At 66.8% G+C, this 22,619-nt stretch carries 22 protein-coding genes and 1 riboswitch; of the genes, 8 read left to right on the forward strand and 14 right to left on the reverse strand.

Annotation, left to right across the window (positions count from 1 at the left end; translation table 11 throughout):
• Positions 1-55: 55 nt before the first annotated feature.
• The gene (locus ACEOAB_RS29420; protein ID WP_056595010.1) at positions 56-619 is read right to left on the reverse strand and encodes a TMEM165/GDT1 family protein; all 564 of its coding nucleotides are present in this window, start codon (positions 617-619) and stop codon (positions 56-58) included.
• Positions 620-627: 8 nt separating this feature from the next.
• Positions 628-813, reverse strand: a riboswitch (yybP-ykoY riboswitch).
• A gap of 261 nt (positions 814-1,074) precedes the next feature.
• Here ACEOAB_RS29420 and rbp point away from each other — a divergent pair.
• Positions 1,075-1,614 carry an RNA-binding regulator gene (gene rbp / locus ACEOAB_RS29425; protein ID WP_495653311.1) on the forward strand — a complete coding sequence of 180 codons (540 nt, stop codon included), beginning with the start codon at positions 1,075-1,077 and terminating at the stop codon, positions 1,612-1,614.
• Between the two features lie 83 nt (positions 1,615-1,697).
• Here the strand turns inward: rbp and ACEOAB_RS29430 are convergent, their stop codons facing one another.
• From ACEOAB_RS29430 to ACEOAB_RS29445, 4 genes are read right to left on the reverse strand one after another with little or no spacing between them, the layout of a single operon-like run.
• Complete coding sequence (locus ACEOAB_RS29430) at positions 1,698-2,480, reverse strand: SDR family oxidoreductase (protein WP_413750831.1); 783 nt, start codon at positions 2,478-2,480, stop codon at positions 1,698-1,700.
• Positions 2,481-3,131 (reverse strand): LPS export ABC transporter periplasmic protein LptC, encoded by a 651-nt coding sequence (gene lptC / locus ACEOAB_RS29435; RefSeq protein ID WP_413750830.1) that lies wholly within the window; start codon positions 3,129-3,131, stop codon positions 2,481-2,483.
• Positions 3,128-3,676, reverse strand: coding sequence for a KdsC family phosphatase (locus ACEOAB_RS29440; RefSeq protein WP_413750829.1), 549 nt, complete (start codon positions 3,674-3,676; stop codon positions 3,128-3,130). Before ACEOAB_RS29440 ends, lptC begins: the two co-directional genes overlap by 4 nt.
• Positions 3,676-4,677 carry a KpsF/GutQ family sugar-phosphate isomerase gene (locus ACEOAB_RS29445; RefSeq protein ID WP_413750828.1) on the reverse strand — a complete coding sequence of 334 codons (1,002 nt, stop codon included), beginning with the start codon at positions 4,675-4,677 and terminating at the stop codon, positions 3,676-3,678. The genes ACEOAB_RS29440 and ACEOAB_RS29445 overlap by 1 nt, the downstream gene beginning before the upstream one ends.
• 307 nt (positions 4,678-4,984) lie before the next feature.
• Here ACEOAB_RS29445 and ACEOAB_RS29450 point away from each other — a divergent pair, with 307 nt between their 5' ends.
• Entirely contained in the window at positions 4,985-6,970 is a 1,986-nt protein-coding gene (locus ACEOAB_RS29450) for a monovalent cation:proton antiporter family protein (protein WP_413750827.1), read from the forward strand.
• 60 nt (positions 6,971-7,030) lie between these two features.
• On the opposite strand, the gene ACEOAB_RS29455 is transcribed toward ACEOAB_RS29450, so the two are convergent.
• From ACEOAB_RS29455 to rpmH, 7 genes are all read right to left on the reverse strand, one after another.
• Positions 7,031-7,726 (reverse strand): zinc ribbon domain-containing protein, encoded by a 696-nt coding sequence (locus ACEOAB_RS29455; RefSeq protein WP_495653312.1) that lies wholly within the window; start codon positions 7,724-7,726, stop codon positions 7,031-7,033.
• Between the two features lie 356 nt (positions 7,727-8,082).
• Positions 8,083-8,544, reverse strand: coding sequence for a Crp/Fnr family transcriptional regulator (locus ACEOAB_RS29460; protein ID WP_056595025.1), 462 nt, complete (start codon positions 8,542-8,544; stop codon positions 8,083-8,085).
• Positions 8,545-8,634: 90 nt separating this feature from the next.
• Positions 8,635-10,044 carry a tRNA uridine-5-carboxymethylaminomethyl(34) synthesis GTPase MnmE gene (gene mnmE / locus ACEOAB_RS29465; protein WP_413751115.1) on the reverse strand — a complete coding sequence of 470 codons (1,410 nt, stop codon included), beginning with the start codon at positions 10,042-10,044 and terminating at the stop codon, positions 8,635-8,637.
• Between the two features lie 70 nt (positions 10,045-10,114).
• On the reverse strand, positions 10,115-11,824 hold the full coding sequence (gene yidC, locus ACEOAB_RS29470) for a membrane protein insertase YidC (protein ID WP_495653313.1): 1,710 nt from the start codon (positions 11,822-11,824) through the stop codon (positions 10,115-10,117).
• Positions 11,821-12,108: a membrane protein insertion efficiency factor YidD gene (gene yidD, locus ACEOAB_RS29475; RefSeq protein ID WP_413750561.1), complete on the reverse strand. Its 288-nt coding sequence runs from the start codon at positions 12,106-12,108 to the stop codon at positions 11,821-11,823. The genes yidC and yidD overlap by 4 nt, the downstream gene beginning before the upstream one ends.
• Positions 12,105-12,509, reverse strand: coding sequence for a ribonuclease P protein component (locus tag ACEOAB_RS29480; RefSeq protein WP_413750560.1), 405 nt, complete (start codon positions 12,507-12,509; stop codon positions 12,105-12,107). Before ACEOAB_RS29480 ends, yidD begins: the two co-directional genes overlap by 4 nt.
• A gap of 86 nt (positions 12,510-12,595) precedes the next feature.
• The gene (gene rpmH, locus ACEOAB_RS29485) at positions 12,596-12,730 is read right to left on the reverse strand and encodes a 50S ribosomal protein L34 (RefSeq protein WP_007834827.1); all 135 of its coding nucleotides are present in this window, start codon (positions 12,728-12,730) and stop codon (positions 12,596-12,598) included.
• 307 nt (positions 12,731-13,037) lie between these two features.
• Between rpmH and dnaA the strand changes: the two genes are divergently transcribed.
• The 3 genes from dnaA to gyrB all read left to right on the forward strand — a co-directional run bounded on the left by dnaA (position 13,038) and on the right by gyrB (position 18,355).
• Positions 13,038-14,417: a chromosomal replication initiator protein DnaA gene (gene dnaA, locus ACEOAB_RS29490; protein ID WP_056599955.1), complete on the forward strand. Its 1,380-nt coding sequence runs from the start codon at positions 13,038-13,040 to the stop codon at positions 14,415-14,417.
• Between the two features lie 90 nt (positions 14,418-14,507).
• A complete protein-coding gene (gene dnaN / locus ACEOAB_RS29495; RefSeq protein ID WP_056599958.1) occupies positions 14,508-15,614 on the forward strand; it encodes a DNA polymerase III subunit beta in 1,107 nt (368 codons plus the stop codon).
• A 134-nt stretch (positions 15,615-15,748) separates the two neighbouring features.
• A complete protein-coding gene (gene gyrB, locus ACEOAB_RS29500) occupies positions 15,749-18,355 on the forward strand; it encodes a DNA topoisomerase (ATP-hydrolyzing) subunit B (protein ID WP_413750559.1) in 2,607 nt (868 codons plus the stop codon).
• Positions 18,356-18,831: 476 nt separating this feature from the next.
• On the opposite strand, the gene ACEOAB_RS29505 is transcribed toward gyrB, so the two are convergent.
• Entirely contained in the window at positions 18,832-19,089 is a 258-nt protein-coding gene (locus ACEOAB_RS29505; protein WP_056599970.1) for a hypothetical protein, read from the reverse strand.
• Positions 19,090-19,399: 310 nt separating this feature from the next.
• Here ACEOAB_RS29505 and ACEOAB_RS29510 point away from each other — a divergent pair, with 310 nt between their 5' ends.
• The 3 genes from ACEOAB_RS29510 to ACEOAB_RS29520 all read left to right on the forward strand — a co-directional run bounded on the left by ACEOAB_RS29510 (position 19,400) and on the right by ACEOAB_RS29520 (position 21,880).
• Complete coding sequence (locus tag ACEOAB_RS29510) at positions 19,400-19,918, forward strand: peptidase associated/transthyretin-like domain-containing protein (RefSeq protein ID WP_056599973.1); 519 nt, start codon at positions 19,400-19,402, stop codon at positions 19,916-19,918.
• 89 nt (positions 19,919-20,007) lie between these two features.
• A complete protein-coding gene (locus ACEOAB_RS29515) occupies positions 20,008-20,499 on the forward strand; it encodes a hypothetical protein (protein ID WP_413313648.1) in 492 nt (163 codons plus the stop codon).
• Between the two features lie 133 nt (positions 20,500-20,632).
• Positions 20,633-21,880 carry a metallophosphoesterase gene (locus ACEOAB_RS29520; protein ID WP_413750443.1) on the forward strand — a complete coding sequence of 416 codons (1,248 nt, stop codon included), beginning with the start codon at positions 20,633-20,635 and terminating at the stop codon, positions 21,878-21,880.
• A gap of 9 nt (positions 21,881-21,889) precedes the next feature.
• Here the strand turns inward: ACEOAB_RS29520 and ACEOAB_RS29525 are convergent, their stop codons facing one another.
• A complete protein-coding gene (locus ACEOAB_RS29525) occupies positions 21,890-22,387 on the reverse strand; it encodes a polyhydroxyalkanoate granule-associated phasin (RefSeq protein WP_413750444.1) in 498 nt (165 codons plus the stop codon).
• Positions 22,388-22,619 lie beyond the last annotated feature (232 nt).

Below are 22,619 nucleotides of genomic sequence, written 5' to 3' on the forward strand. Positions count from 1 at the left end.
CTGCGGCCCGGTGGAGCCGGTTCCGCGGTGTTTCTCGAAGGGGCTCGGCCTCTTCTTACCAACCGATGATCATGATCACGCCCAGCACCAGGAAGATCGCGGCGGAGATGCCGTGCACGAGCTTGATCGGCACGCGCCGCACGATCTTCTCGCCGAGCCATACGACCGGCGCGTTGGCCAGCATCATGCCCAGCGTGGTGCCCGCCACCACCCAGAAATAGTCGTGCGTGAAGCGGGCGGCGAGCATGACGGTGGCGATCTGAGTCTTGTCGCCCATCTCGGCGAGGAAGAACGCGATCACGGTGGTGCCGAAGACCCCGAACTTCGACGCGCCCGGGGCGTCATCGTCGTCGAGCTTGTCTGGAATCAGCATCCACGCGGCCATCGCGATGAAGGAGCCGCCCAGGATCCAGCGCAGCACATCGGGCCCAAGCCAGCGCGTGATGTAGTTGCCGACCGCGCCGGCCAGCGCGTGGTTGATGAGGGTGGCGGCGAAGATGCCGAGGACGATCGGCCAGGGTTTCCTGAAGCGGGCTGCGAGCAGGAGGGCCAGGAGTTGGGTCTTGTCGCCCATTTCGGCGAGCGCAACCACGCCGGTTGCAACCAGAAAAGCTTCCATGATGAAGAGGGGTTCCTTGGGCCGAAGGACGCAATTGACCGTGCAACACCTTCGGCCATATTCCCGAAGTTGCACGGTCAAAGGTCTCGCCAGGTGTGTTCACTGCACGCGCCATGTCCTGTGGGGCAGGACAAGTCTGTTGACGCGGGCCCCTCTCGCAAATCGGAAGGCGGCTACTCCCCAATGACGGGCGAATTCTACATGTAGCACCAAGGACCTCGCCTCACCCCGCAAGTAGGTGCTAGCTTTCAGGAGTTTTGACAGGTGCTACCTCAAGACGCAAATTCCTGCTTGCATTTCGGCTATTTCACCCATAATGCACGAGCCTCCCTCTTCATTTTGGTCGGGGGGCAAGTTCGGTGATCGGTCAGTTTCGCGCGGCTCGACGGCTCTCGTTTGAGTGATGCTTTCCGGGACTCCATCGCTTTTCTTGATGTGTTTATAGGAGTCCCTTGATGGGCAACAAACTGTACGTCGGCAACCTGCCTTACTCGGTGCGCGACGGAGATCTCGAACAGGCCTTCGGGCAGTTCGGCGCAGTGACCAGCGCCAAGGTCATGATGGAACGCGACACGGGCCGCTCGAAGGGCTTCGGCTTCGTCGAGATGGGCAGTGACGCGGAAGCACAAGCCGCTATCAACGGCATGAACGGCCAGCCCCTGGGTGGTCGCAGCGTCGTCGTCAATGAAGCACGTCCGATGGAAGCACGTCCCCCGCGCAGCGGTGGTGGCGGCGGTTACGGCGGCGGCGGTGGTGGTTATGGCGGCGGTGGTGGCGGTGGCTACGGCGGCGGTGGTGGCGGCTACGGTGGTGGCGGCGGCGGCCGCTCCGGCGGTGGCGGCGGCTACGGCGGCGGTGGTGGTGGCCGCAGTGGCGGCGGCGGTGGTGGTGGCGATGGCGGTTTCCGCAGCCCCTACGGCGCCGGCCCCCGTGGCGGCGGTGGCCGTTCCGGCGGTGGTGGCGGTGGCTACGGCGGCGGCAACAGCGGCTACTGAGCCCTGCACTGCAAGGCACACACAGACAAAAGGCTCCCTCGGGAGCCTTTTTCAATGGCCGATCGCTCGGCGCGTGCGGTTTGTCAGGCTTCGCCGCTGCGCTTCTTGCGTGCGCGCCCCTGCACCGCCCGGTCGAGCACGGCGTTGGGCAGCATGCGCATGATCTTGGCAACCACGCCCATCTGCCACGGGATCACGCGATAGCTCGTGCCGGCCTCGATGGCGCGCAGCGCCTGGGCGGCGAAATCCTCGGCCTTCATGAGGAAGGGCATGCCGTAGCGGTTGCCCTGCGTCAGCGGCGTATCGATGTAGCCCGGGCACAGGGTGACGACTTTGACGCCGCTGCTGTGCAGCTCGCCGCGCAGGCTCTCGCAGTACGCCACCACGCCGGCCTTGCTGGCGCAGTACGCGCCGTGCCCCGGCAACCCGCGGATGGACGCCACGCTGCCGATGCCCACCAGCCGCCCGCTGCCGCGCTGCACCATCGCCCGCACGAATGGATGGAAGGTGGCGGCCAGGCCGACGTTGTTGGTGGCGAAGGTCTGCGCCAGCACGTCGAGGTCGGAACGCTCGGCCGTGTCGATGCCGACGCTGATGCCTGCATTGGCGATCACCACGTCGGGCAGCCCCTGCTGCGCGATGCAGGCATTGCCGGCAGCGACGATGCTGTCGGTCTGCGCCACGTCGGCGCTGTAGATCCGGTAGCGGTCTGCGCTCAGCTGGCGCGCCGCAGCCCACGATTCGATCTCGCCCGTGCGCCGGGCGACCAGCGCCAGGCGATAGCCCGCATCGTAGAAGCTCGCAGCCAGCGCCTGGCCGATGCCGCTCGAAGCGCCGGTGATGAAGACAAGCGGGGATGAAGTCATTCAGCGCTTCCCTGCAGGAGCAGCCGCCGAAGGAATCAGCACGCCGCGCACCCGGCCGTTCAGATTCGCCACGCCGCTCAGGTTGTCGTAGTCGAGCGTGTCGCCGGTGAACTGGTCGGTGCCGCGGATCAGCGTGACCGGCTTGTTCGACGTGACGCGTTCGGTGTCGACGTAGGCGTGCAGGAAGTCGCCACGGAACTCGAGGCGCGGCGCAGGCTTGCCACCGGGCCCTACGGACGGATCGCGGATGACGATCGCGTTGCCGAACAGCTGGATCTCGCTGCCGTCGGAGTTCGACACGCCCCGGTCGGCCGTTGCGCGCGTCACGAGCCCTTCGGGCGACACCGTTCGCATGCGCACCTTGTCGACCTCCATGGTGTCCGAGTCCGGGTAGTGCCGGCCTTCGGTGCCGTGCAGTTCGCTGCGCAGGTCGCCGTTGGGCAGGAAGTTCTTGATGACGAAATCGCGCATGAAGTAGTCGGGCTCGTGCGTGGGCGCGGCCTTGGCCGTGGGCTCCAGCAGCTTGGGCGCGTTGCGCACCAGCCAGTAGGTGCCGAGCGCGACGGCCGCCGTCAGGATGATCGGCAGGTAGATCGTGGCGCGGTCGAGGACGTCGCGCACCGCGCTCCATGCGCGTTTCACGTTGCTCATGGATTCGGGCCCCGGGCAGCGTCGAGCATCGCGCGGTACTGGCCACAGGCCGTGAGCAGCAGGTCGCAGAACTCGCGCGCCGCGCCTTCGCCGCCGCGCGCCCGGGTGACGTAGCGCGCAATGCCGCGCACTTCCACATGGGCGTTGGCCGGCGCCGCCGCGAAGCCGACGCGCGCCAGCACCGGCAGGTCGGGCCAGTCGTCGCCGATGGCCGCGGCCTGCGCCCAGCCGAAGCCGAGCTGGTCGAGCATGGCCTGGGCGGCGGGCAGCTTGTCTTCGGTGCCGTAGCGCACGTGCTCGATGCCCAGCGCCTCGAGCCGCACGCGCAGCGGCTTCGAATCACGCCCCGTGATCACGGCCGGCACGATGCCCGCCTTGCGCAGCAGCTTCAGGCCGTAGCCGTCGAGGATGCTGAAGCGCTTGAGCGTCTCGCCGTGCTCGGTGAAGTACACGCCGCCGTCGGTCAGGACGCCGTCGATGTCGAAGAAGACGATGCGCACGTCCTGCGCGGCGAGCAATGTCTCGGCCTGGAACTCGAGCGGCATCAGATGACCTTCGCGCGCATCAGGTCGTTGGTGTTGATCGCGCCGACGACCACGCCGGCGCCATCGATCACGAACAGGCGAGTGATGCCGCATTGCTCCATCAGCTCGGCGGCTTCCACCGCCAGCGCATCGACGCGGATGGTGCGCGGGTCGCGGTGCATGACGTCGACCGCCTTGGGCGTGCGCAGGTCCGCGCCCGCCTCGATCAGGCGGCGCAGGTCGCCGTCGGTGAAGATGCCCGAGGCGCGGCCGTCGGGCTCGACCACCGCGGCGGCGCCAAAGCCCTTGATGCTCATTGCGCGCATCAGCTCGCTGATGGTGGCCGAGGGCGGCACGCGCGGCACCTCGTCGCCCGAGCGCATCACGTCGCTCACGTGGGTGAGCAGCTTGCGCCCCAGCGCACCGCCCGGGTGCGAGCGCGCGAAATCTTCCGAGCCGAAGCCGCGCGCGTCGAGCAGCGCCACGGCCAGCGCGTCGCCCATCGCCATCTGGGCGGTGGTGCTCGCGGTGGGGGCGAGGTTGAGCGGGCAGGCTTCCTTGGACACGCCCGCGTCGATCACGATATCGGCATGGCGCGCGAGGGTGGATTCAGGGCGGCCGGTCATGGCGATCAGGGGCACGCCCTGGCGCTTGACGACCGGCAGGATGACGGTGAGCTCGTCGACCTCGCCGCTGTTGGAAATGGCGAGCACCAGGTCGACCGCCTTGATCATGCCGAGGTCGCCGTGGCTGGCCTCGGCCGGGTGCACGAACATCGCGGGCGTGCCGGTGGAGGCGAGGGTGGCGGCGATCTTGCGGCCGACGTGGCCGCTCTTGCCCATGCCCATCACGACCACGCGGCCGCGCACTTCGAGGATCTTGCGCACGGCCTCGACGAAGCTCGGGCCGACGCGGGTCTTCAGACCGGTGACGGCTTCGGCTTCGATGTCGAAGGTGAGACGTGCCCGAGCGAGGATGGCTTCGGGGTCGACCACGGGGGTCGGGACGGGACGGGAGCTCATTGCCGGATTTTACGGGCCGGAGGGTTGCCCCCACGCTCGGCACTGCGTGTCCTCGCTGCCCCCCAAGGGGGCGCTCGCGCCTTGGGGCGGCCCGGCGGCGCTCGTTGCCCCCACGCTCGGCACTGCGTGTCCTCGCTGCCCCCCAAGGGGGCGCTCGCGCCTTGGGGCGGCCCGGCGGCGCTCGTTGCCCCCACGCTCGGCACTGCGTGTCCTCGCTCCCCCCGAGGGGCGCTCGATGTCCCCACGCCCGGCGCTCGGTGTCCTCCCCGACGCGCTGCGCATGGGTCTTGCTCTAGCATCGCCGCCTATGTCTTCGTTCGATCTCACGCTGTTGTATCTCCTCGCCGCGGTGATCGGCGTGGTGGCGTGCCGCTCCCTCAAGCTGCCGCCGATGCTGGGCTATCTCTCGGCCGGCGTGCTGATCGGGCCGCATGCCTTCGCGCTGGCGCAGAACACCGAAGGCATCCAGCACCTGGGCGAATTCGGCGTGGTGTTCCTCATGTTCGTGATCGGGCTGGAGTTCAGCCTGCCCAAGCTGCGCGCGATGCGAAAGCACGTGTTCGGGCTCGGCCTGCTGCAGGTGCTGCTGACGATGGCCATCGCCACGGCCGGCGCGCTGCTGATTGCCCACTGGCTGCCGCCGTCGTGGCGGCTCGGCTGGCAGACCGCGCTGGCGCTGTCGGGCGCACTCACCATGAGCAGCACGGCCATCGTGGTCAAGCTGATGGCCGAGCGGCTCGAACTCGAGAGCGAACACGGCAAGCGCGTGATGGGCGTGCTGCTGTTCCAGGACCTGGCCGTGGTGCCGCTGCTGGTGCTGATCCCCGCACTGGGCGCGCCGCCCGAGGCGCTGGCCAAGGCGCTGGGCTTCGCGCTGCTGAAGGCGAGCTTCCTGATCGGCGTGCTGCTGTACGGCGGCCCGCGCATCATGCGCTGGTGGCTCACGCTGGTGGCGCGGCGGCGCAGCGAGGAGCTCTTCATCCTGAACGTGCTGCTGATCACGCTCGGCCTGGCCTGGCTCACCGAACTGGCCGGCCTGAGCCTGGCGCTGGGCGCCTTCATCGCGGGCATGCTGGTGTCGGAGACCGAATACAAGCACCAGGTCGAGACCGACATCCGTCCCTTCCACGACGTGCTGCTGGGGCTGTTCTTCATCACCGTGGGCATGTCGCTCGACTGGCATATCGTGGTCGAGCGCTGGCTGCTGGTGGCCGTGCTGCTGCTGGTGCCGCTGGCGTTCAAGCTGGGGCTGGTGACGGTGCTGGCGCGGGTGCTGGGCGCCACCTCGGGCGTATCGCTGCGCACCGGCCTCTACCTGGCGCAGGCGGGCGAGTTCGGCTTCGTGCTGCTGACGCTGGCGCAGGAGCGCAGCCTGCTGCCGCCGTGGCTGGCCAACCCGGTGCTGGCGTCGATGGTGCTGTCGATGCTCACGACGCCGTTCATCATCATGTACAGCAACGCCATCGTGCGAAAGCTCGTGGCCAGCGACTGGCTGCAGCAGTCGCTGCAGATGACGACCATCGCGCGCAAGACCATCAACACCGCGCAGCACGTGATCATCTGCGGCTACGGGCGCTGCGGCCAGAACCTGGCGCGCATCCTCGAGCGCGAGGGCATCCCGTACATGGCGCTCGACCTCGACCCCGACCGCGTGCGGCAGGCCGCCGCCGCCGGCGACTCGGTGGTGTTCGGCGATGCGGCGCGGCTGCAGGCCTTGATGGCGGCCGGCCTTGCGCGCGCGAGTGCCGTGGTCGTCACCTACCTCGATGTGCCCGGCGCGATGAAGGTGCTGGCCAACACGCGCGCCCATGCGCCGCACGTGCCGGTGATCGTGCGCACGCAGGACGATCACGACCTGGAAAAACTGCAGGCGGCCGGCGCGACGGAAGTGGTGCCCGAGGCCATCGAAGGTTCGCTCATGCTCGCGAGCCATGCGCTGGCGCTGGTCGGCGTGCCGATGCGCCGCGTGATCCGCGTGGTGCAGGACCAGCGCGACGCCCGCTACAACCTGCTGCGCGGCTACTTCCACGGCGCCGATGACGACAACGCCGACGAACTCGATCACGAGCGCCTCAACAGCTTCACGCTCAACGCCGGCGCGCGCGCGGTGGGCCAGCCGCTCGAACGGCTGGCGCTGCCCACGCTGGGTGTGCGCGTGGCCAGCTTGCGTCGGCACGACGGCCAGCCGCGCGCGCTGGCCGACAGCACGGTGCTGTCGGAGGGCGATACGCTGGTGCTGTCCGGCAAGCCAGCCGCGCTGGCGATTGCCATCGACCGCCTGCAAAAAGGCTAGTTTCCTGTTCGGGAACACCGCGGAACCTGCTTTGCAGGGGGGCCCCGGGTAGAGGCGAGCTCAGTTGATCAGCGTCGGGTTGCGCTTTTCTTCTTCGATGCGCTGCTGGCGGCGCACCGCTTCGCACTGCGCATGGGCCTTGAATTCGGGCTTCAGGCACTGGGCCGCCATGCATTGCGCCTTGGCGATGAAGTTGCGGTCGCCGCACATGGCCTGGGGCTCGGCCGCAGCAACAGGTGCCGGCGCCGGGGCGGGGGCGGCGACTGCGGCAGCGGGTTCGGGCGTGTTCGACGGCGGCGCGGCAGTGGTCGCCTGCTTGTTGCGTGGCTTGGCAGCGGGCTTGAGCGCCGCGGCGGCAGCCGGTGCGGTTTCCGCGGCAGGCGGCGTCACGGCCGGCTCGGCGGGCTGGGGTTCGGGCGCCGCCGGCGATGGTTCGGCGGGCGGCGACGACGACGGCGCCACGGGCACTGGAGTTTCGGTGGCTGGGGCGGTGGCCTCCTCAGCGGCCGCAGGCGCCTTTCGCGTCTCGTTGCCGGACCAACCGGCGACGATCATTGCCACCGCGACCACCAGCAGACCGAGCCACAACAGGATCACGCGCTTGCGCAGCGGCCGTTCGGCCGGCACGGATTGCCGGACTTTGACCCGGCTTCTCCTTTTCGTTCCGGGCTTCGGGGCCCAGGTCGACTCCAGGCCCGGCGGCGAAGCGGGCGGCGCGGGTGTCCGCGGCAGTTCGTCGTCGTGCACCATGAGCACGGTCTGTTCATGCTCGTTGCTCTGCCGCGCGGCCGACCTGCCGAAAAAGATGCGCGCGCGGGCAGCGCCTCGTCCGGATCGAACAGCGGCGCCGGAATGGTCGGCGCGCGCAACTGGGCGGGCGCGGTGGCGGCCCATTCGCGTTCGGGGCTCGGCGGCGGGGGAATCCGGTCTCCTGCGGCAGGCAGCTTGACGCCGCAGCTCCTGCAGAAATTCGCGCCGCCGCGGTTTTCCGTGCTGCAGACCGGACAGATCGAGGCCATGGATTGCTTACTGACTACTCTCGGGGGTCAAAACGAAAAGCTGGCTGGCCTGCCCGCATGTGGCAGATCGATCCGCCGGCGGACAGCGCAGCCTCAGGTCACGGCGACGCGCTTGGAGCGGTGCGCCATGCGCTTGGCGATCACGGCGCCGAGCGCCATCGCGATCTCCAGCGCCATGTTGGGCTGGCGGTTCGACATTTCCGCAAAGCGGATCGCCGTGAGCCGCCACACACGGCCTGCGCCGGTGACCACCACGTTGGCCGAATGCGGCTGGCGCGAGAAGAACGAGCCTTCGCCGACCACCGAGCCGGACGTGAGCACGGCCAGCCGCATCTGCTCCTTGCTGCTGACGCGGTGCACGCTGATGGCACCGCTCTCGATGAAGAAAACCGAGCGGTCCGGCGTGCCCTGTTCGATCAGCACGTCGCCAACGCCGGTATCGATGGGCTGCAGATAACCCGCCAGTGTTTCCCACTGCTGGACGTTGAACGTCAACGCAAACGCGTCGGTGTTGATGTTCTCCGCGATGGCGCGGCTCAGGTTCTGGATGGACATGTTTTCTTCGGCCCCCGCATGTGAGCCGAAGTATCAGCGATGCTCAGGAGATTCGGCTACAACTGTTTACGTTTTTCAAACCGGCTGTCGCTATTTACCAATGCAGAAGCGCGAAAAGATGACGCCCAGCAGGTCGTCCGCGCCGAACTCGCCGGTGATCTCGTTCAGGGCGTTCTGTGCCAGCCGCAGTTCTTCGGCCAGCAGGTCGAGCAACTGGGCCTGCGCCGCCAGATGGCTGGCCGCCAGCGCCAGGTGCGTTTCGACCCGGGCCAGCGCCTGCACGTGGCGCGCCCGTGCGAGGTACACGCCCTCGGGCACGGCCTGCCAGCCGGCCATGGCCAACAGCTGTTCACGCAGGGCCTCGATGCCCAGGCCGGTCTTGGCGGACAAGGCGATGCCATGCCCGGCATGGGCGGCAGGCGCGGCGTCCTGCTTGTTCCAGACGTCGAGCACCGGCACGCTCGCAAGCAGCTTCTGGCGCAGGCCGACCAGGATGTCGGCATCGGCGGCGGCGTAGTCGGCCAGATGGGCACGCGTCAGGTCGTGCAGGAACAGCACGGCGTCGGCGCTTTCGATCTGGCCCCAGGCACGCGCCACGCCGATCTGCTCGACCTCGTCGCTGCTCTCGCGCAGGCCGGCGGTGTCTGCCACGTGCAGCGGCACGCCGTGGATCTGGATGGTCTGCGAGACCACGTCGCGCGTGGTGCCCGCCACTGCGCTCACGATGGCCAGTTCGGCACCGGCCAGCGCATTGAGCAGCGAGCTCTTGCCCGCGTTGGGCTGGCCTGCGATCACGACCTTGATGCCTTCGCGCAGCAGCGCACCCTGTTTCGCGCGCTGCTGCACGGCCGCGAGCTGCGACTGCAGCTTTGCCAGTTGCCCGGTGGCATCGGCTTTCTGGAGGAAATCGATCTCTTCTTCCGGGAAGTCGAGCGTCGCTTCGACCAGCATGCGCAGGTGGATCAACGCATCGCGCAGCGTATGGATCTCGCGCGAGAAAGCGCCCGACAGCGAGCGCCCGGCGCTGCGCGCAGCCGCCTCGGTGCTGGCGTCGATCAGGTCGGCGATCGCCTCGGCCTGTGCCAGGTCGACCTTGCCGTTGAGAAAGGCCCGCTGGCTGAACTCGCCAGGTTCGGCCACGCGCAAGCCGGGCAGGCGAGCGCGGCCGGTGACGGGATCAGGCTCGGCCGCGGCTTCGAGGCAGCGCGCCAGCAGCAGCTGCAGCACGACCGCGCCGCCGTGGGCCTGCAATTCGAGCACGTCCTCGCCGGTGAAGGAATTCGGCGAAGGAAAGTGAATGGCCAGGCCATGGTCGACCGGCTCGCCGCCGGCATCGCGAAACGGCAGGTAGGTGGCTTCGCGCGGCTTGAGCACGCGGCCGCAGATGGCGTCGATCAGCGGCGCCAGCCTGGCGCCCGACACCCGCACGATGCCGACCGCGCCACGGCCTGAGGCGGTGGCGATGGCGACGATGGGATCGGTGGTGCGGGCGAACAGCATGGTGCGGATTCTTTCAGCAAAAAGGGCCGCTTTCGCGGCCCTTTCGGGGGATGACTGGGGCGTCGTGCGGCTACTTCTTGGCGCCGAGCACGCCCAGGCGCTTGTTGATGAACCACTGCTGCGCGATCGACAGCGTGTTGTTCGTGATCCAGTACAGCACCAGGCCGGCCGGGAAGAAGATGAACATCACGCTGAACGCGAGCGGCATGATCCACATCAGCTTGGCCTGCATCGGATCGGGCGGCGTCGGGTTGAGCCAGGTCTGGAACAGCGAGGTGGCCGTCATCACGATCGGCAGGATGTACCAGGGGTCCGGCGCCGACAGGTCGGTAATCCAGCCGATCCACGGGGCGTGGCGCATTTCAACCGACGACAGCAGCACCCAGTACAGCGCGATGAACACCGGGATCTGGATCACGATGGGGAAGCAGCCGCCCATCGGATTGACCTTCTCGGTCTTGTAGATCCGCATCATTTCCTGCTGCATCTCTTGCGGCTTGTCCTTCAGCCGCTCGCGCATTTCCATGATCTTCGGATTGATGGCCTTCATCTTGGCCATGCTGGCGTAGGCCTTGGCGTTGAGCCAGTAGAAGGCCGCCTTCAGCAGCACCACGAGCGCAACGATCGCCCAGCCCCAGTTGCCCAGGATGCCGTGCAGTTGCGTGAGCAGCCAATACAGCGGCTTGGAGATGATCGCGAAGATGCCGTAGTCCTTCACCAGGTCCAGGCCCGGGGCGATGGCTTCGAGCTTCTTTTCTTCTTCGGGGCCGGCGAACAGCGCGCTGTTCACGACCTGCGTGGCGCCCGGCGCGATCTTCGGCAGCGTGGCCACCATGGCGACGGTGAAGAGGTTGTCGCCCAGGTCCTTCACGCGGAATTCGCGGCGCAGCTGTTCGCTGGCCGGATCGCCCTTGAGCAGCCAGGCCGACGCGAAGTAGTGCTGCACCATCGCGATCCAGCCGTCGTTGGCCGGCGGGGGCGGTTCGATCTTGCCCTTGGCGATGTCCTTGAAGTCGAGCTTGTGGAACTTCTTCTCGTTGGTGTACGCGGCCGGACCGGTGAAGGTGTTGGTGCCGAACATCGTGCCGGCGGCCACCGTGCCATGGCGCAGCAGCTGCATGTAGAGCTGGGCGTCGCGCGGCTGGTCGCTCACGTTGACCACCTCGTGGCGCACGCCGATGGCGTAGTCGCCGCGGTGGAACACGTAGGTCTTGACGTACTTCAGGCCGCCGACGGGGGCACTTTCGAAGCCCACTTCCAGCGTGTTCTGGCCATCGGCCATCTCGCGCGGGCCGGCCTTCGGCGTCATCGGCGTCAGGTGGTTGGGAAAGCGCTCACCCGAGTCGACGGGGTTCAGCAGACCGGTCTGCGCCACATAGCGCGTGGCCGGCGAGCCGTTTTCGAACAGCACGACGCGCTTGGTGCGGTCGGCTTCGTCGTACTTCAGCAGCTCGAGGTGGTTGACCGTGCCGCCTTCGCTGTCGATCGTGGCCTTGAACAGGTCGGTGGTCACGCTGACCTGCTCGCGCGGCGCGGCTGCAGCGGCTTGCGTGGGCACGGCACCGGCGCTGCCGCCGCTCGCGCCCGACGAAGATGCAGCCGGCACGCCGTTGCTGGCGGCGGGTGCGCTGCCAGCGGCCGGGGCGGAGGCCACCGCGGCCGGCTTGCTCGACGGCAGGAAGGTCGGCTTGTTGCCGTTGAAGACCTGCCATTGGTCCCACAGCAGCACCAGCGAGAACCCAAAAATCACCCACAGGATCGTGCGGCGTATATCGTTCATGACGAAGACTTCTTGTCGGAGGAGAGAAGAGACGAAAACAGCGAGCCTGACTTGTCAGTGCGACGCTGTGATTTCGGTGGAACCGGATCGTGCCCGCCATCGCACCATGGCTGGCAGCGCGCGATGCGGTGCAGAGTGAGGTAGCTGCCCTTGAGCGCGCCATGCACTTCCAGCGCCTCGATCGAATACGCCGAGCAGCTCGGCGTGAAGCGGCACGACTGGCCGAGCCAGGGGCTCAGCAGCAGGCGGTAGCCCTTCACAAGGCCGATCAGCAGGCGTTTCATGACGAGGAGGAAGCGGGCGCGGAAGAACGCGCCGCCCGCGCCAGCAGCTGCTGGAGTTCGGCGCGCACCGCTGCCTTGAGCTTGTCCGAAGTGGCGCTCACGAATTCCTTGCGGTCGAAACCGGCGCGCAGCCGCACCACGTGCGCAGCACGTGGCAAACCGACGCCGGGTGCGGCGCTCACCGTATAGATCTGGCGCTTGATGGCGTTGCGCGTGACCGCGCGACGCGCCCAACGCTTGGGCACCATGGCGCCCAGCCAGACATCGTCGGACGCGAACAACGGCGGTGCGCCCGATGCGAGATCGAGCGCACAGCGATGCAATGCGAAATGAGCAGTGCGCGCCACGGTGGCACCTGCGAGGACGGCCTGGAATTGCGCGCGGGTCTTGAGCCGCTGCATGGAAGCCGGACCGGATACGCCAGAAGCGCTGGCTATGGAAGCCTGCGCTGACGTGTCGGCTGCTGGCAACGGCAGGTGGGCTGCCGTCAGACGGCCAGGCGCTTGCGGCCCTTGGCGCGGCGTGCGTTGATGACGGCGCGGCCGCCGCGGGTCTTCATGCGGACCAGGAAGCCGTGGGTACGGGCGCGGCGGACTTTGGATGCTTGATAAGTGCGTTTCATGGTGATTTCCTATTTCCCTGTTCGCGCCGGTTCTTCGCACAAAAAGCATGAAGTACCTGCGGGCCGCCGGGGGAGCGTGTTTCGGATGGTCCCCGAAAGACGCAAGAGGTTTTCAGGGAAACCCGCAATTATCGCAAACATTGGCCGCCGGAACAATCTTCGAGTGGATTTGCGGGCCTTTCGATCGGCCCAGCGGCGTGTGGATAAGGTTTTGACAAGTTAGAATGCCGGGCGCCTTCCAGCAGAGAATATCCACAATACCTATACCAAAAAATGCCCGAGGGTCTCATCACTTTTTCAAGCGCCCATGTCGACTGACGGCATCGGCGAAAGCCTCTGGCAGGCCTGCGTCGACCAACTCGCGCAGGAGCTGTCAGAGCAGCAGTTCAACACCTGGATCAAGCCCCTGACTGCGCAGGTCGCCGACGACCTCTCGCGCATGACGGTGTTCGTCGCCAACCGCTTCAAGCTCGACTGGATCCGGGCCCAGTACGCCGGCAAGATCGCCGCCATGGCCGAGAAGATGTACGGCCAGCCGGTCGCCATTGAGTTAGCGCTTGCTCCTCGCGAAGCGACCGTCCGTCCTGCACCTGTGGCCGTCATGGCCGAAACCGACGTGCCGCGCGACGTGGCCGGTCCGGGCGAGGAGCCGGCCGCCGCCGGCTTCAAGAACAGGCTGAATTCCGGCCTCACCTTCGACACCCTGGTCGAGGGCACGGCCAACCGCATGGCGCGCGCCGCGGCCATGCACGTGGCCGGCATGCCGGGTCATCTTTACAACCCGCTTTTCATCTACGGCGGCGTCGGCCTGGGCAAGACCCACCTGATGCACGCTGTGGGTAACCGGCTGCTGGCCGACAAGGCGGACTCCAAAGTTCTCTACATCCACGCCGAGCAGTTCGTCTCGGATGTGGTCAAAGCCTATCAGCGCAAGACTTTCGATGAGTTCAAGGAGCGCTATCACTCGCTCGATTTGTTGCTGATCGACGATGTGCAGTTCTTCGCCAACAAGGACCGGACGCAGGAAGAATTCTTCAATGCGTTCGAGGCCCTGCTCGCCAAGAAGTCGCACATCGTGATGACCAGCGACACCTACCCGAAGGGCCTGGCCGACATCCATGAACGCCTGGTGTCGCGCTTCGATTCGGGCCTCACGGTGGCCATCGAGCCGCCTGAACTCGAAATGCGCGTGGCCATCCTGATCAACAAGGCGCGCGCCGAATCGGCCGAAATGCCGGAAGAAGTGGCCTTCTTCGTCGCCAAGAACGTGCGCTCCAACGTGCGCGAACTCGAAGGCGCGCTGCGCAAGATCCTGGCTTACTCGCGCTTCAACCAGAAGGAGATCTCGATCGCTCTGGCGCGCGAGGCGCTGCGCGACCTCCTGTCGATCCAGAACCGTCAGATCTCGGTCGAGAATATCCAGAAGACGGTCGCCGACTACTACAAGATCAAGGTCGCCGACATGTACAGCAAGAAGCGCCCGGCCAGCATTGCGCGACCGCGGCAGATCGCGATGTACCTGGCCAAGGAGCTTACGCAGAAAAGCCTGCCCGAAATCGGCGAGCTGTTCGGTGGGCGCGATCACACGACGGTGCTGCACGCGGTGCGCAAGATCTCGGGCGAGCGCCAGCAGCTCACCGAGCTCAACCAGCAGCTTCACGTGCTCGAGCAGACGCTCAAGGGCTGACCGCCGAATGTCATCAAGAAAGCCCCTCGCGACAGCGGAGAATGGCGCCCTTACAAGCTGATTCAAAGAGATAGAGAAGAGGAAGAAGACATGATCGTTTTGAAGGCAAACCAAGACAAAGTCCTCGCCGCGCTGCAGTCGGTGGCGGGCATCGTGGAGCGGCGTCACACCTTGCCGATCCTGGCGAACGTGCTGATCCGCAAGACCGGTGGCCAGCTGCAGCTGACCACCAGCGACCTCGAAATCCAGATCCGCACCACCGCCGAGCTCGGCGGCGACGAAGGCAACTTCACCACCACCATCGGCGCGCGCAAGCTGATCGACATCCTGCGCACCATGCCGGCCGACCAGACCGTGAGCCTCGAATCGAGCGCGAGCAAGCTGGTGCTCAAGGGCGGAAAGAGCCGCTTCACGCTGCAGTCGCTGCCCGCCGAAGACTTCCCCCTGGTGCAGGAAGCCGCCAATTTCGGCCCCGTGTTCAGCGTGCCGCAAAAGACGCTGAAGGACCTGCTCTCGCAGGTTTCGTTCGCGATGGCCGTGCACGACATCCGCTACTACCTGAACGGCATCCTGTTCGTGGCCGAAGGCAAGCAGTTGAGCCTGGTCGCCACCGACGGCCACCGCCTGGCGTTTTCTTCCGCCATGCTCGACGTCGAGGTGCCGCGCCAGGAAGTCATTCTTCCGCGCAAGACCGTGATCGAAATGCAGCGCCTGCTGTCGGACGCCGAGGGCGCCATCGAGATGCAGTTCGCGAACAACCAGGCCAAGTTCAGCTTTGGCGGCATGGAGTTCGTCACCAAGCTGGTCGAGGGCAAGTTCCCCGACTACAACCGCGTGATCCCGAAGAACCACAAGAACAGCGTCACACTGGGCCGCGCGCCGCTGCTGGCCAGCCTGCAGCGCACCGCCATCCTGACGAGCGAGAAGTTCAAGGGCGTGCGCTTGAACATCGAACCGGGCACGCTGCGCATCGCGTCGAACAACGCCGAGCAGGAAGAAGCGCAGGACGAACTCGACATCGACTACGGCGGCGACGCCATCGAGATCGGCTTCAACGTCACCTACCTGATCGACGCGCTGTCGAACATGGACCAGGACATGGTCAAGCTCGACCTTGCCGACTCCAACAGCTCGGCGTTACTGACCATCCCCGAGAACGCATCCTTCAAGTACGTCGTGATGCCGATGCGTATCTAGCAGACAGACCCCGAAGCGCCTTGCGCACACAGCCCGCGGCCCTCCGCGGGTTTGCGCTTTCAAGAGGCGGCGAATTGAGCTTTTGAGAGCCCGAAAAATCACGTGAATGCCGTGAGAGACAGAGGAATATCCGAATGAGTGCTGAAGAAAACAAGCCCGAAGTGCCGCACACCGAGCCGGTCTACACCCCTGAAGTCCAGGTCGTGCCGCCCGACGCCAGCTACGGCGAGGGCTCCATCACGATCCTCGAGGGCCTCGAGGCCGTGCGCAAGCGCCCCGGCATGTACATCGGCGACACCTCCGACGGCACCGGCCTGCACCACCTGGTTTTCGAAGTCGTCGACAACTCCATCGACGAAGCGCTGGCCGGCTACTGCGACGACATCGTCGTCACGATCCACAGCGACAACTCCATCAGCGTCACCGACAACGGCCGCGGCATTCCCACCGGCGTGAAGATGGACGACAAGCACGAGCCCAAGCGCTCGGCCGCCGAAATTGCGCTGACCGAACTCCACGCCGGCGGCAAGTTCAACCAGAACAGCTACAAGGTGTCGGGTGGCCTGCACGGCGTGGGCGTGAGCTGCGTGAACGCGCTGAGCGTGATGCTGCGCCTCGTGGTGCGCCGCGAAGGCAAGATCCACGAGCTCGAATTCAGCCGCGGCTTCGTGCAGGACCGGCTGCTCGAAACGGTGAACGGCGTCGAGGTCTCGCCCATGAAGATCATCGGCGACACCGACAAGCGCGGCACCGAGGTGCACTTCCTGCCGGACACCGAGATCTTCAAGGAGAACTCGGACTTCCACTACGAAATCCTCAGCAAGCGCCTGCGCGAACTGAGCTTCCTGAACAACGGCGTGCGCATCCGCCTGAAGGACGAGCGCACCGGCAAGGAAGACGACTTCTCCGGCGCCGGCGGCGTGCGCGGCTTCGTGGAGTTCATCAACAAGGGCAAGACCGTCCTGCACCCGAACTCGTTCTACGCCGAGGGCGAGCGCCCGGCCGACACCTACGGCGGCATTCCCGGCACGCACATCGGCGTCGAAGTGGCGATGCAGTGGAACAGCGGCTACAACGAGCAGGTTCTCTGCTTCACCAACAACATCCCGCAGCGCGACGGCGGCACCCACCTCACGGGCCTGCGCGCCGCGATGACCCGCGTCATCAACAAGTACATCGAAGAGAACGAGTTCGCGAAGAAGGCGAAGGTCGAAGTCACCGGCGACGACATGCGCGAAGGCCTGTGCTGCGTGCTGAGCGTGAAGGTGCCCGAGCCCAAGTTCTCGAGCCAGACCAAGGACAAGCTGGTGTCCAGCGAAGTGCGCGCGCCGGTGGAAGACATCGTCGGCAAGCTGCTGACCGACTACCTGCAGGAACGCCCGAACGACGCCAAGATCATCTGCGGCAAGATCGTCGAGGCTGCCCGCGCCCGCGAAGCGGCCCGCAAGGCCCGCGAAATGACGCGCCGCAAGGGCGTGCTCGACGGCATGGGCCTGCCCGGCAAGCTGGCCGACTGCCAGGAAAAAGATCCCGCGCTGTGCGAGGTCTACCTGGTGGAGGGCGACTCCGCCGGCGGCTCCGCCAAGCAGGGTCGCGACCGGAAGTTCCAGGCCATCCTGCCGCTGCGCGGCAAGATCCTGAACGTGGAAAAAGCGCGCTACGAGAAGCTGCTGACCAGCAACGAAATTCTCACGATGATCACCGCGCTGGGCACCGGCATCGGCCGCGCCGGCGCAACCACCGCGGGCGGCGGCGCGGATGACTTCAACGTCGCCAAGCTGCGCTACCACCGCATCATCATCATGACCGACGCCGACGTCGACGGCGCCCACATCCGCACGCTGCTGCTCACCTTCTTCTACCGGCAGATGCCGGAGCTGGTGGAGCGTGGCCACATCTACATCGCGCAGCCGCCGCTGTACAAGGTGAAGGTCGGCAAGGAAGAGCAGTACCTGAAGGACGGCCCCGCGCTCGACGCCTTCCTGCTCAAGGTGGCATTGAAGGACGCGAGCCTGCAGACCGGCGGCGCGAACTCCACCACGCTCAGCGGCGACACCCTGGGCGAGCTGGCGCGCAAGCACCAGGTGGCCGAGGCCGTCATTGCGCGCCTGCGCAACTTCATGGACGCCGAGGCGCTGCGCGCGATTGCCGACGGCGTGGCGCTCGACCTCGACACCACGCCCGCCGCCGAGGCTTCGGCCGTCGCGCTGCAGGCCAAGCTGCGCGAGCTCAACACGACCGGCGTGCCGGCCGAGGTGAGCAGCGAATTCGACGCCCGCACCGACAAGCCGCTGCTGCGCATCAGCCGCCGCCACCACGGCAACATCAAGAGCAGCGTGCTCACGCAGGACTTCGTCCACGGCGCCGACTACGCAGCGCTGGCCGAAGCCGCCAACACCTTCCGCGGCCTGCTGAGTCCCGAAGGCGCGCTGGTGAAGCGCGGCGAAGGCGAACGTGCCAAGGAAGAAAAGGTCGACGACTTCCGCCAGGCCATGAAGTGGCTGATCAGCGAAGCCGAGCGCGCCACCTCGCGCCAGCGCTACAAGGGTCTGGGCGAGATGAACCCCGAGCAGCTGTGGGAAACCACGATGGACCCGACCGTGCGGCGCCTGCTGCGCGTGCAGATCGACGACGCAATCGAAGCGGATCGTGTGTTCACGATGCTGATGGGAGATGAGGTCGAGCCGCGTCGGGAGTTCATCGAGCAGAACGCGCTGCGGGCGGCGAATATCGACGTGTGACGATGGTCGTCACCGACGCGCGCGGCCCCGTGCCGCACCGCTGAAGAGCCTGAGAACGCCCGGTCACCCGGGCGTTTCTCATTGCAGGCGCAAGGTCGTGGCGAGCCCGCCGTTCGAGCACGGACCGTCGGAGTATTCGGCTTCGCCCGACGGGCCGATGCACTTGGTCACCTCGACGGTGGGCGTTGCCACGCGGGGGGGCTCGACAGGGGCACGTTCCAGCGGAACGAGAGACGCGACGGGGAGGGCAGCCGGCCTCACAGGAGGCCGCGCAGCTTCCTCGCGATCGTTCGTCACGGGCGGCTGGACGAACGCAGCCGGGACGCTCGCCTGAACCGGCGCGCGTGCCGCGCTCTCACGCACCAGCCCCTGGAGGGTTGCATAGAACAGGCACATCGCAACGAGTGCCACCCCGAGGCACGGCGCCCAATACTGCGGCGGCCCCCAAGGCCCGAAGGACCGGCCAGGCCGTCCTCTCAGCGCCGCAGCCATGGCCAGCCCCCGGCCTGCAATGCGCCTGCCAACCGGGCGATCCCGCCGGTGCCGCTCGCCGCGCGCCCGATCAGGGCGCCGCCTGCCGCACCGACCGCGATGCGCGTCAGGAACGAGCGGCTGCGGCCCGCCGCCAGCAGCAGCAAGACGCCGGCGCCCAGCACGGCGAGGTGCTCGCCTGGATAGTCGGCGCGCGCGGCATCCACTTTCCTGAAGTCGTCGATGGTCGATTGGAGTGTCATGGCTGAAGCTCCTTGTTTGCGTTCAACCGTTCTTAGCTCGCACCGCCATGCACGGCTGTAGGCGCGCGCCATGCCCGCCGGCGGAATCCGTCCCGAAAACGCCGCAGACCAAGGCGTATCAGGGTTTCCCTGAGGTTTGTTAGCAAAAGTACCGGCAATGCACGTCACAAGGCCGTCATCAGCTATGAAAACAATAGCATTCACCTCCAATCCGAAGATCGTTCCTCGTAAACGCTATATCTAGCCCGACTCTTGCTAAGCAAAATCCCCGACGGATTTCACGTCACGCAAGATCGAGGACCACACAGCAATGAACCCTACGCGTCTCCGCCGGCCCCTGGCCGCGCTGGTATTGGGCGGTACAGCAGCATTCCTCGGGGCCGTGACTTCAGCCCACGCGTTCTCGAACCCGCCCATCCAGGTGGCGCAGGGCATCGAGTACATGTGCGGCGGCGCCGCCAAGGACGAAGCCGCGTTCATGGAAATGGTGTCGCCGCGCTGGGCCGCGACCATCGATTTCGGCGTGAGCGACGGCAAGGGTGCGGGGGTGCCCGGCTTTCCCGCCAAGGCCCTCATTGAAATACGCCAGAAATACACCGGCCAGGTCGTGATGGACGTGCAGTCGCAAGGCCCCTACATGCTCGCGCGCCTCAATCCGGGCGCCTATGACGTGAACGTGACGCTCGGCGGCCTCACGCTGACACAGTCGCTGGTGGTGATTGCCGGGATGCCGGCGCGTGCGTCGTTCGTGTGGCCGTCGAATTTCGACATGGCCTCGGTCGCGCCGTCGTTGCCGCAGGCGCTGGCGCAGACGTCCACCGCCCGCTGAGTGTTTTTTCCGGTCAGCCTTTCCTAAGCCGCGAACCGCACAGTGACGTCGTGGCTTCCCGCCACGACGACAAGGAAAGGATTCCGACCATGAGCACCCGTTTTCCATCATCGCGCGCGATGCGGCCGCTGGCGGCCGCTCTGTTCTGCGCCGCCGTTGTGCTCGGCGCGCTTTCGCCTGCCCAGGCGGCGGTGAACCCGCCGATCTACATGGCGCACGGTGTCGAATACATGAGCGGCGGCATCGGCAGCGACGAGGCCCAGCTGATGGAGACGGTGTCGCCGCGCTGGCCCGCCACCTTCGAATTCGCGGTCAAGGACAGCAAGGGCGCCGACTTCGCGGCCAACGTGCACGTGACGGTGCGCGACAGCAGCGGCACCGCACTGCTCGACAACGTGGTGTCGGGCGGCCCGTTCATGGTGGCGCGCCTCGATCCGGGCACCTATGAGGTCGAGGCCCGCATCGGCAGCCAGGTGCTGAAGCAGCAGCTGCACGTGCTGCAGGGCGCGCCGGCCAAGGCGAGCTTCATCTGGCCGGCAGGCACCGACATGGCTTCGGCCGGCACGCGTACGGTGCAGTAGCGCGGCGAAAGTGGGCGCCGGCACCGCGGCGGCCGGTGCCGTTCTTGCGGGCCCGGCCGAGCCATGAAGCCTGCTATCCGGGCGCTTCGCGCTATAGAAAAAATAGCTATTGCCGCACTTCCCGGCGCCTTGAATGCGCGGCATGCGCCTTGCAGATGAGGTGTCCCGGGCAGTGCCCGATTTCATTGCCCCGATGCCGATCCGCCCCCTGAGCGCCCTGACCGCGCTGTTGCACGTCTATATCGCGCTGCGCCTGCTGCCCGCGCTGGCCGTGCTCACGCCCGCGTGGCCGCTGGCGCTGCTCGCGCTCGCGGTGTCGGCGGTCACGATTCCGCTGCCTTTCGTGTCGCGCCGCGCCGGACGCGATGCCGCCACGGGCGATGTGCTCAAGTGGATCGGCCTGATCGGCATGGGCTGGTTCTCGTCGATGTTCGTGCTCACGCTGCTGCGCGACGCCGGCCTGCTGCTCGCCTGGCTCGCAAGCGCGCTGGGCGGCGTGCCGGTGCAGTGGAATGTGCTGCAGCCATGGAGCGCGCTGGCGGTGCTGGCAATGGCCACGGCCACGTCGGCGATCGGTTTCCTCAATGCGCGCCGCACGGCCGGCGTGAAGCGGGTGGAGGTGCCCATCCGCGGCCTGCCGCAGGCGCTCGAAGGCTTCACGATCGCGCAGCTCAGCGACATCCACGTGGGTCCGACGATCCGCAGCGCGTACATCCAGCGCATCGTCGACGCGGTGAATCGCCTGGGCGCGGACGCCATCGCGATCACCGGCGACCTGGTCGACGGCACCGTGCCGGAACTGCGCGAGCACATCGCGCCGCTGGCCGGTCTGCGTGCGCGCCACGGCACCTTCGTGGTCACGGGCAACCACGAGTACTACGCGGGCGCGCATGCCTGGATCGACGAGCTGCGCCGGCTCGGCCTGAAGGTGCTGCTCAACGAGCACGTGGTGCTGCAGACGCGCAACGTGCGCGGTGCGCAGACCGATGAAGAGCTGTTCGAAAGCGCGCTGGTACTTGCTGGCGTGACCGACTTCACCGCTGGGCATTTCGACGCGGCGCACACCAGCGATCCGCACCTGGCGCTGCACGACGCGCCGCCGCTGGTGCACACGCGCGTGCTGCTCGCGCACCAGCCGCGCAGCGCGCCACTGGCTGCGGTGGCCGGCTACCAGCTGCAGCTGTCTGGCCACACGCACGGCGGCCAGTTCTTTCCCTGGAACCTGTTCGTGCCGATGCAGCAGCCTTTCACGGCCGGCCTGCACCGCCTGCAGGACATGTGGGTGTACGTGAGCCGGGGCACCGGCTACTGGGGCCCGCCGAAGCGCTTTGGCGCGCCTTCCGAAATCACGCTGCTGACGCTGGTGCCGGCGAAGTCCTGAAGAGCCTGCTCAGGATTCCAGTTCGGCCAGCCGGCGTGCGTTGGAGGTAGCCGCCGCGTGGATCGGCTCCAGGCCCTCGCGTGCGATGCGCGCCGCGATTTCCGGCAGCTGGCTCGCGGCATCGACCGTGCCTGCGGCCGATTGCACGAACGCATCGCCATGCGCGGCCGCCTGGGCCGGCGTGACACTGCCCGCCAGCAAGAAGAAGGCCGTCGTGCCCTGAACCCATTGCTGCAGCACCCGGCTGGCGAGCGAGAAATGGCTGCTGTGCCATTGCTTCGCCATCGCGATGCCAGCCTCGCTTGCAGCCGCCAGTTTTTCCTGCCCCATGAGCTGGAATTCCGCGAGGTCGGCCGCACTGGGGGTGAGCCCGGCCTTGGCGATGCGCTCGGTGCGCATGCGGATCACGGAGCCGGACGACAGCAGCATCTCATGGGTCTTGAAGGCCAGGTCGAACCACTGCATGAGCGGATTGGCCAGGCGGGCGGCGGAGGTGAGGGAGGGCATGAGGGCAGTGCGCTGGAGGAGGTCGGGTCACTATAGGCTTCGCCGGCCCGAAAATGCTGCAGTGCAGCAAATCCGGCACTGCATTTTTATTGATCGGGTCCTACTTCCCGATGTGGAAATTACGTGCCGAGCGAATGCTGAAACAGGGTTGAGATTGATGGTGTCTTCCTGTTTCAGGTCACTCATCACGGGCCGCATCATGAGATTTCGCGTCGCCACACCTCTCCGGGCC

This window comes from Variovorax sp. Varisp53, from assembly GCF_059491555.1.

Excerpts from the sequence above, each read along its gene's own strand:
- mnmE (WP_413751115.1), bottom strand. The coding sequence starts at position 10,044 with ATGCTGTTCGCCCGCACCACCGATCCCATCGTCGCCATCGCCACCGCC.
- dnaA (WP_056599955.1), top strand. The coding sequence starts at position 13,038 with ATGTCGACTGACGGCATCGGCGAAAGCCTCTGGCAGGCCTGCGTCGAC.
- gyrB (WP_413750559.1), top strand. The coding sequence starts at position 15,749 with ATGAGTGCTGAAGAAAACAAGCCCGAAGTGCCGCACACCGAGCCGGTC.
- ACEOAB_RS29445 (WP_413750828.1), bottom strand. The coding sequence starts at position 4,677 with ATGAGCTCCCGTCCCGTCCCGACCCCCGTGGTCGACCCCGAAGCCATC.
- ACEOAB_RS29525 (WP_413750444.1), bottom strand. The coding sequence starts at position 22,387 with ATGCCCTCCCTCACCTCCGCCGCCCGCCTGGCCAATCCGCTCATGCAG.
- ACEOAB_RS29450 (WP_413750827.1), top strand. The coding sequence starts at position 4,985 with ATGTCTTCGTTCGATCTCACGCTGTTGTATCTCCTCGCCGCGGTGATC.
- ACEOAB_RS29515 (WP_413313648.1), top strand. The coding sequence starts at position 20,008 with ATGAGCACCCGTTTTCCATCATCGCGCGCGATGCGGCCGCTGGCGGCC.
- dnaN (WP_056599958.1), top strand. The coding sequence starts at position 14,508 with ATGATCGTTTTGAAGGCAAACCAAGACAAAGTCCTCGCCGCGCTGCAG.
- ACEOAB_RS29460 (WP_056595025.1), bottom strand. The coding sequence starts at position 8,544 with ATGTCCATCCAGAACCTGAGCCGCGCCATCGCGGAGAACATCAACACC.
- ACEOAB_RS29420 (WP_056595010.1), bottom strand. The coding sequence starts at position 619 with ATGGAAGCTTTTCTGGTTGCAACCGGCGTGGTTGCGCTCGCCGAAATG.
- rbp (WP_495653311.1), top strand. The coding sequence starts at position 1,075 with ATGGGCAACAAACTGTACGTCGGCAACCTGCCTTACTCGGTGCGCGAC.
- rpmH (WP_007834827.1), bottom strand. The coding sequence starts at position 12,730 with ATGAAACGCACTTATCAAGCATCCAAAGTCCGCCGCGCCCGTACCCAC.
- ACEOAB_RS29430 (WP_413750831.1), bottom strand. The coding sequence starts at position 2,480 with ATGACTTCATCCCCGCTTGTCTTCATCACCGGCGCTTCGAGCGGCATC.
- ACEOAB_RS29505 (WP_056599970.1), bottom strand. The coding sequence starts at position 19,089 with ATGACACTCCAATCGACCATCGACGACTTCAGGAAAGTGGATGCCGCG.
- lptC (WP_413750830.1), bottom strand. The coding sequence starts at position 3,131 with ATGAGCAACGTGAAACGCGCATGGAGCGCGGTGCGCGACGTCCTCGAC.
- ACEOAB_RS29440 (WP_413750829.1), bottom strand. The coding sequence starts at position 3,676 with ATGCCGCTCGAGTTCCAGGCCGAGACATTGCTCGCCGCGCAGGACGTG.
- ACEOAB_RS29510 (WP_056599973.1), top strand. The coding sequence starts at position 19,400 with ATGAACCCTACGCGTCTCCGCCGGCCCCTGGCCGCGCTGGTATTGGGC.
- ACEOAB_RS29520 (WP_413750443.1), top strand. The coding sequence starts at position 20,633 with ATGCGCGGCATGCGCCTTGCAGATGAGGTGTCCCGGGCAGTGCCCGAT.
- ACEOAB_RS29480 (WP_413750560.1), bottom strand. The coding sequence starts at position 12,509 with ATGCAGCGGCTCAAGACCCGCGCGCAATTCCAGGCCGTCCTCGCAGGT.
- yidC (WP_495653313.1), bottom strand. The coding sequence starts at position 11,824 with ATGAACGATATACGCCGCACGATCCTGTGGGTGATTTTTGGGTTCTCG.
- yidD (WP_413750561.1), bottom strand. The coding sequence starts at position 12,108 with ATGAAACGCCTGCTGATCGGCCTTGTGAAGGGCTACCGCCTGCTGCTG.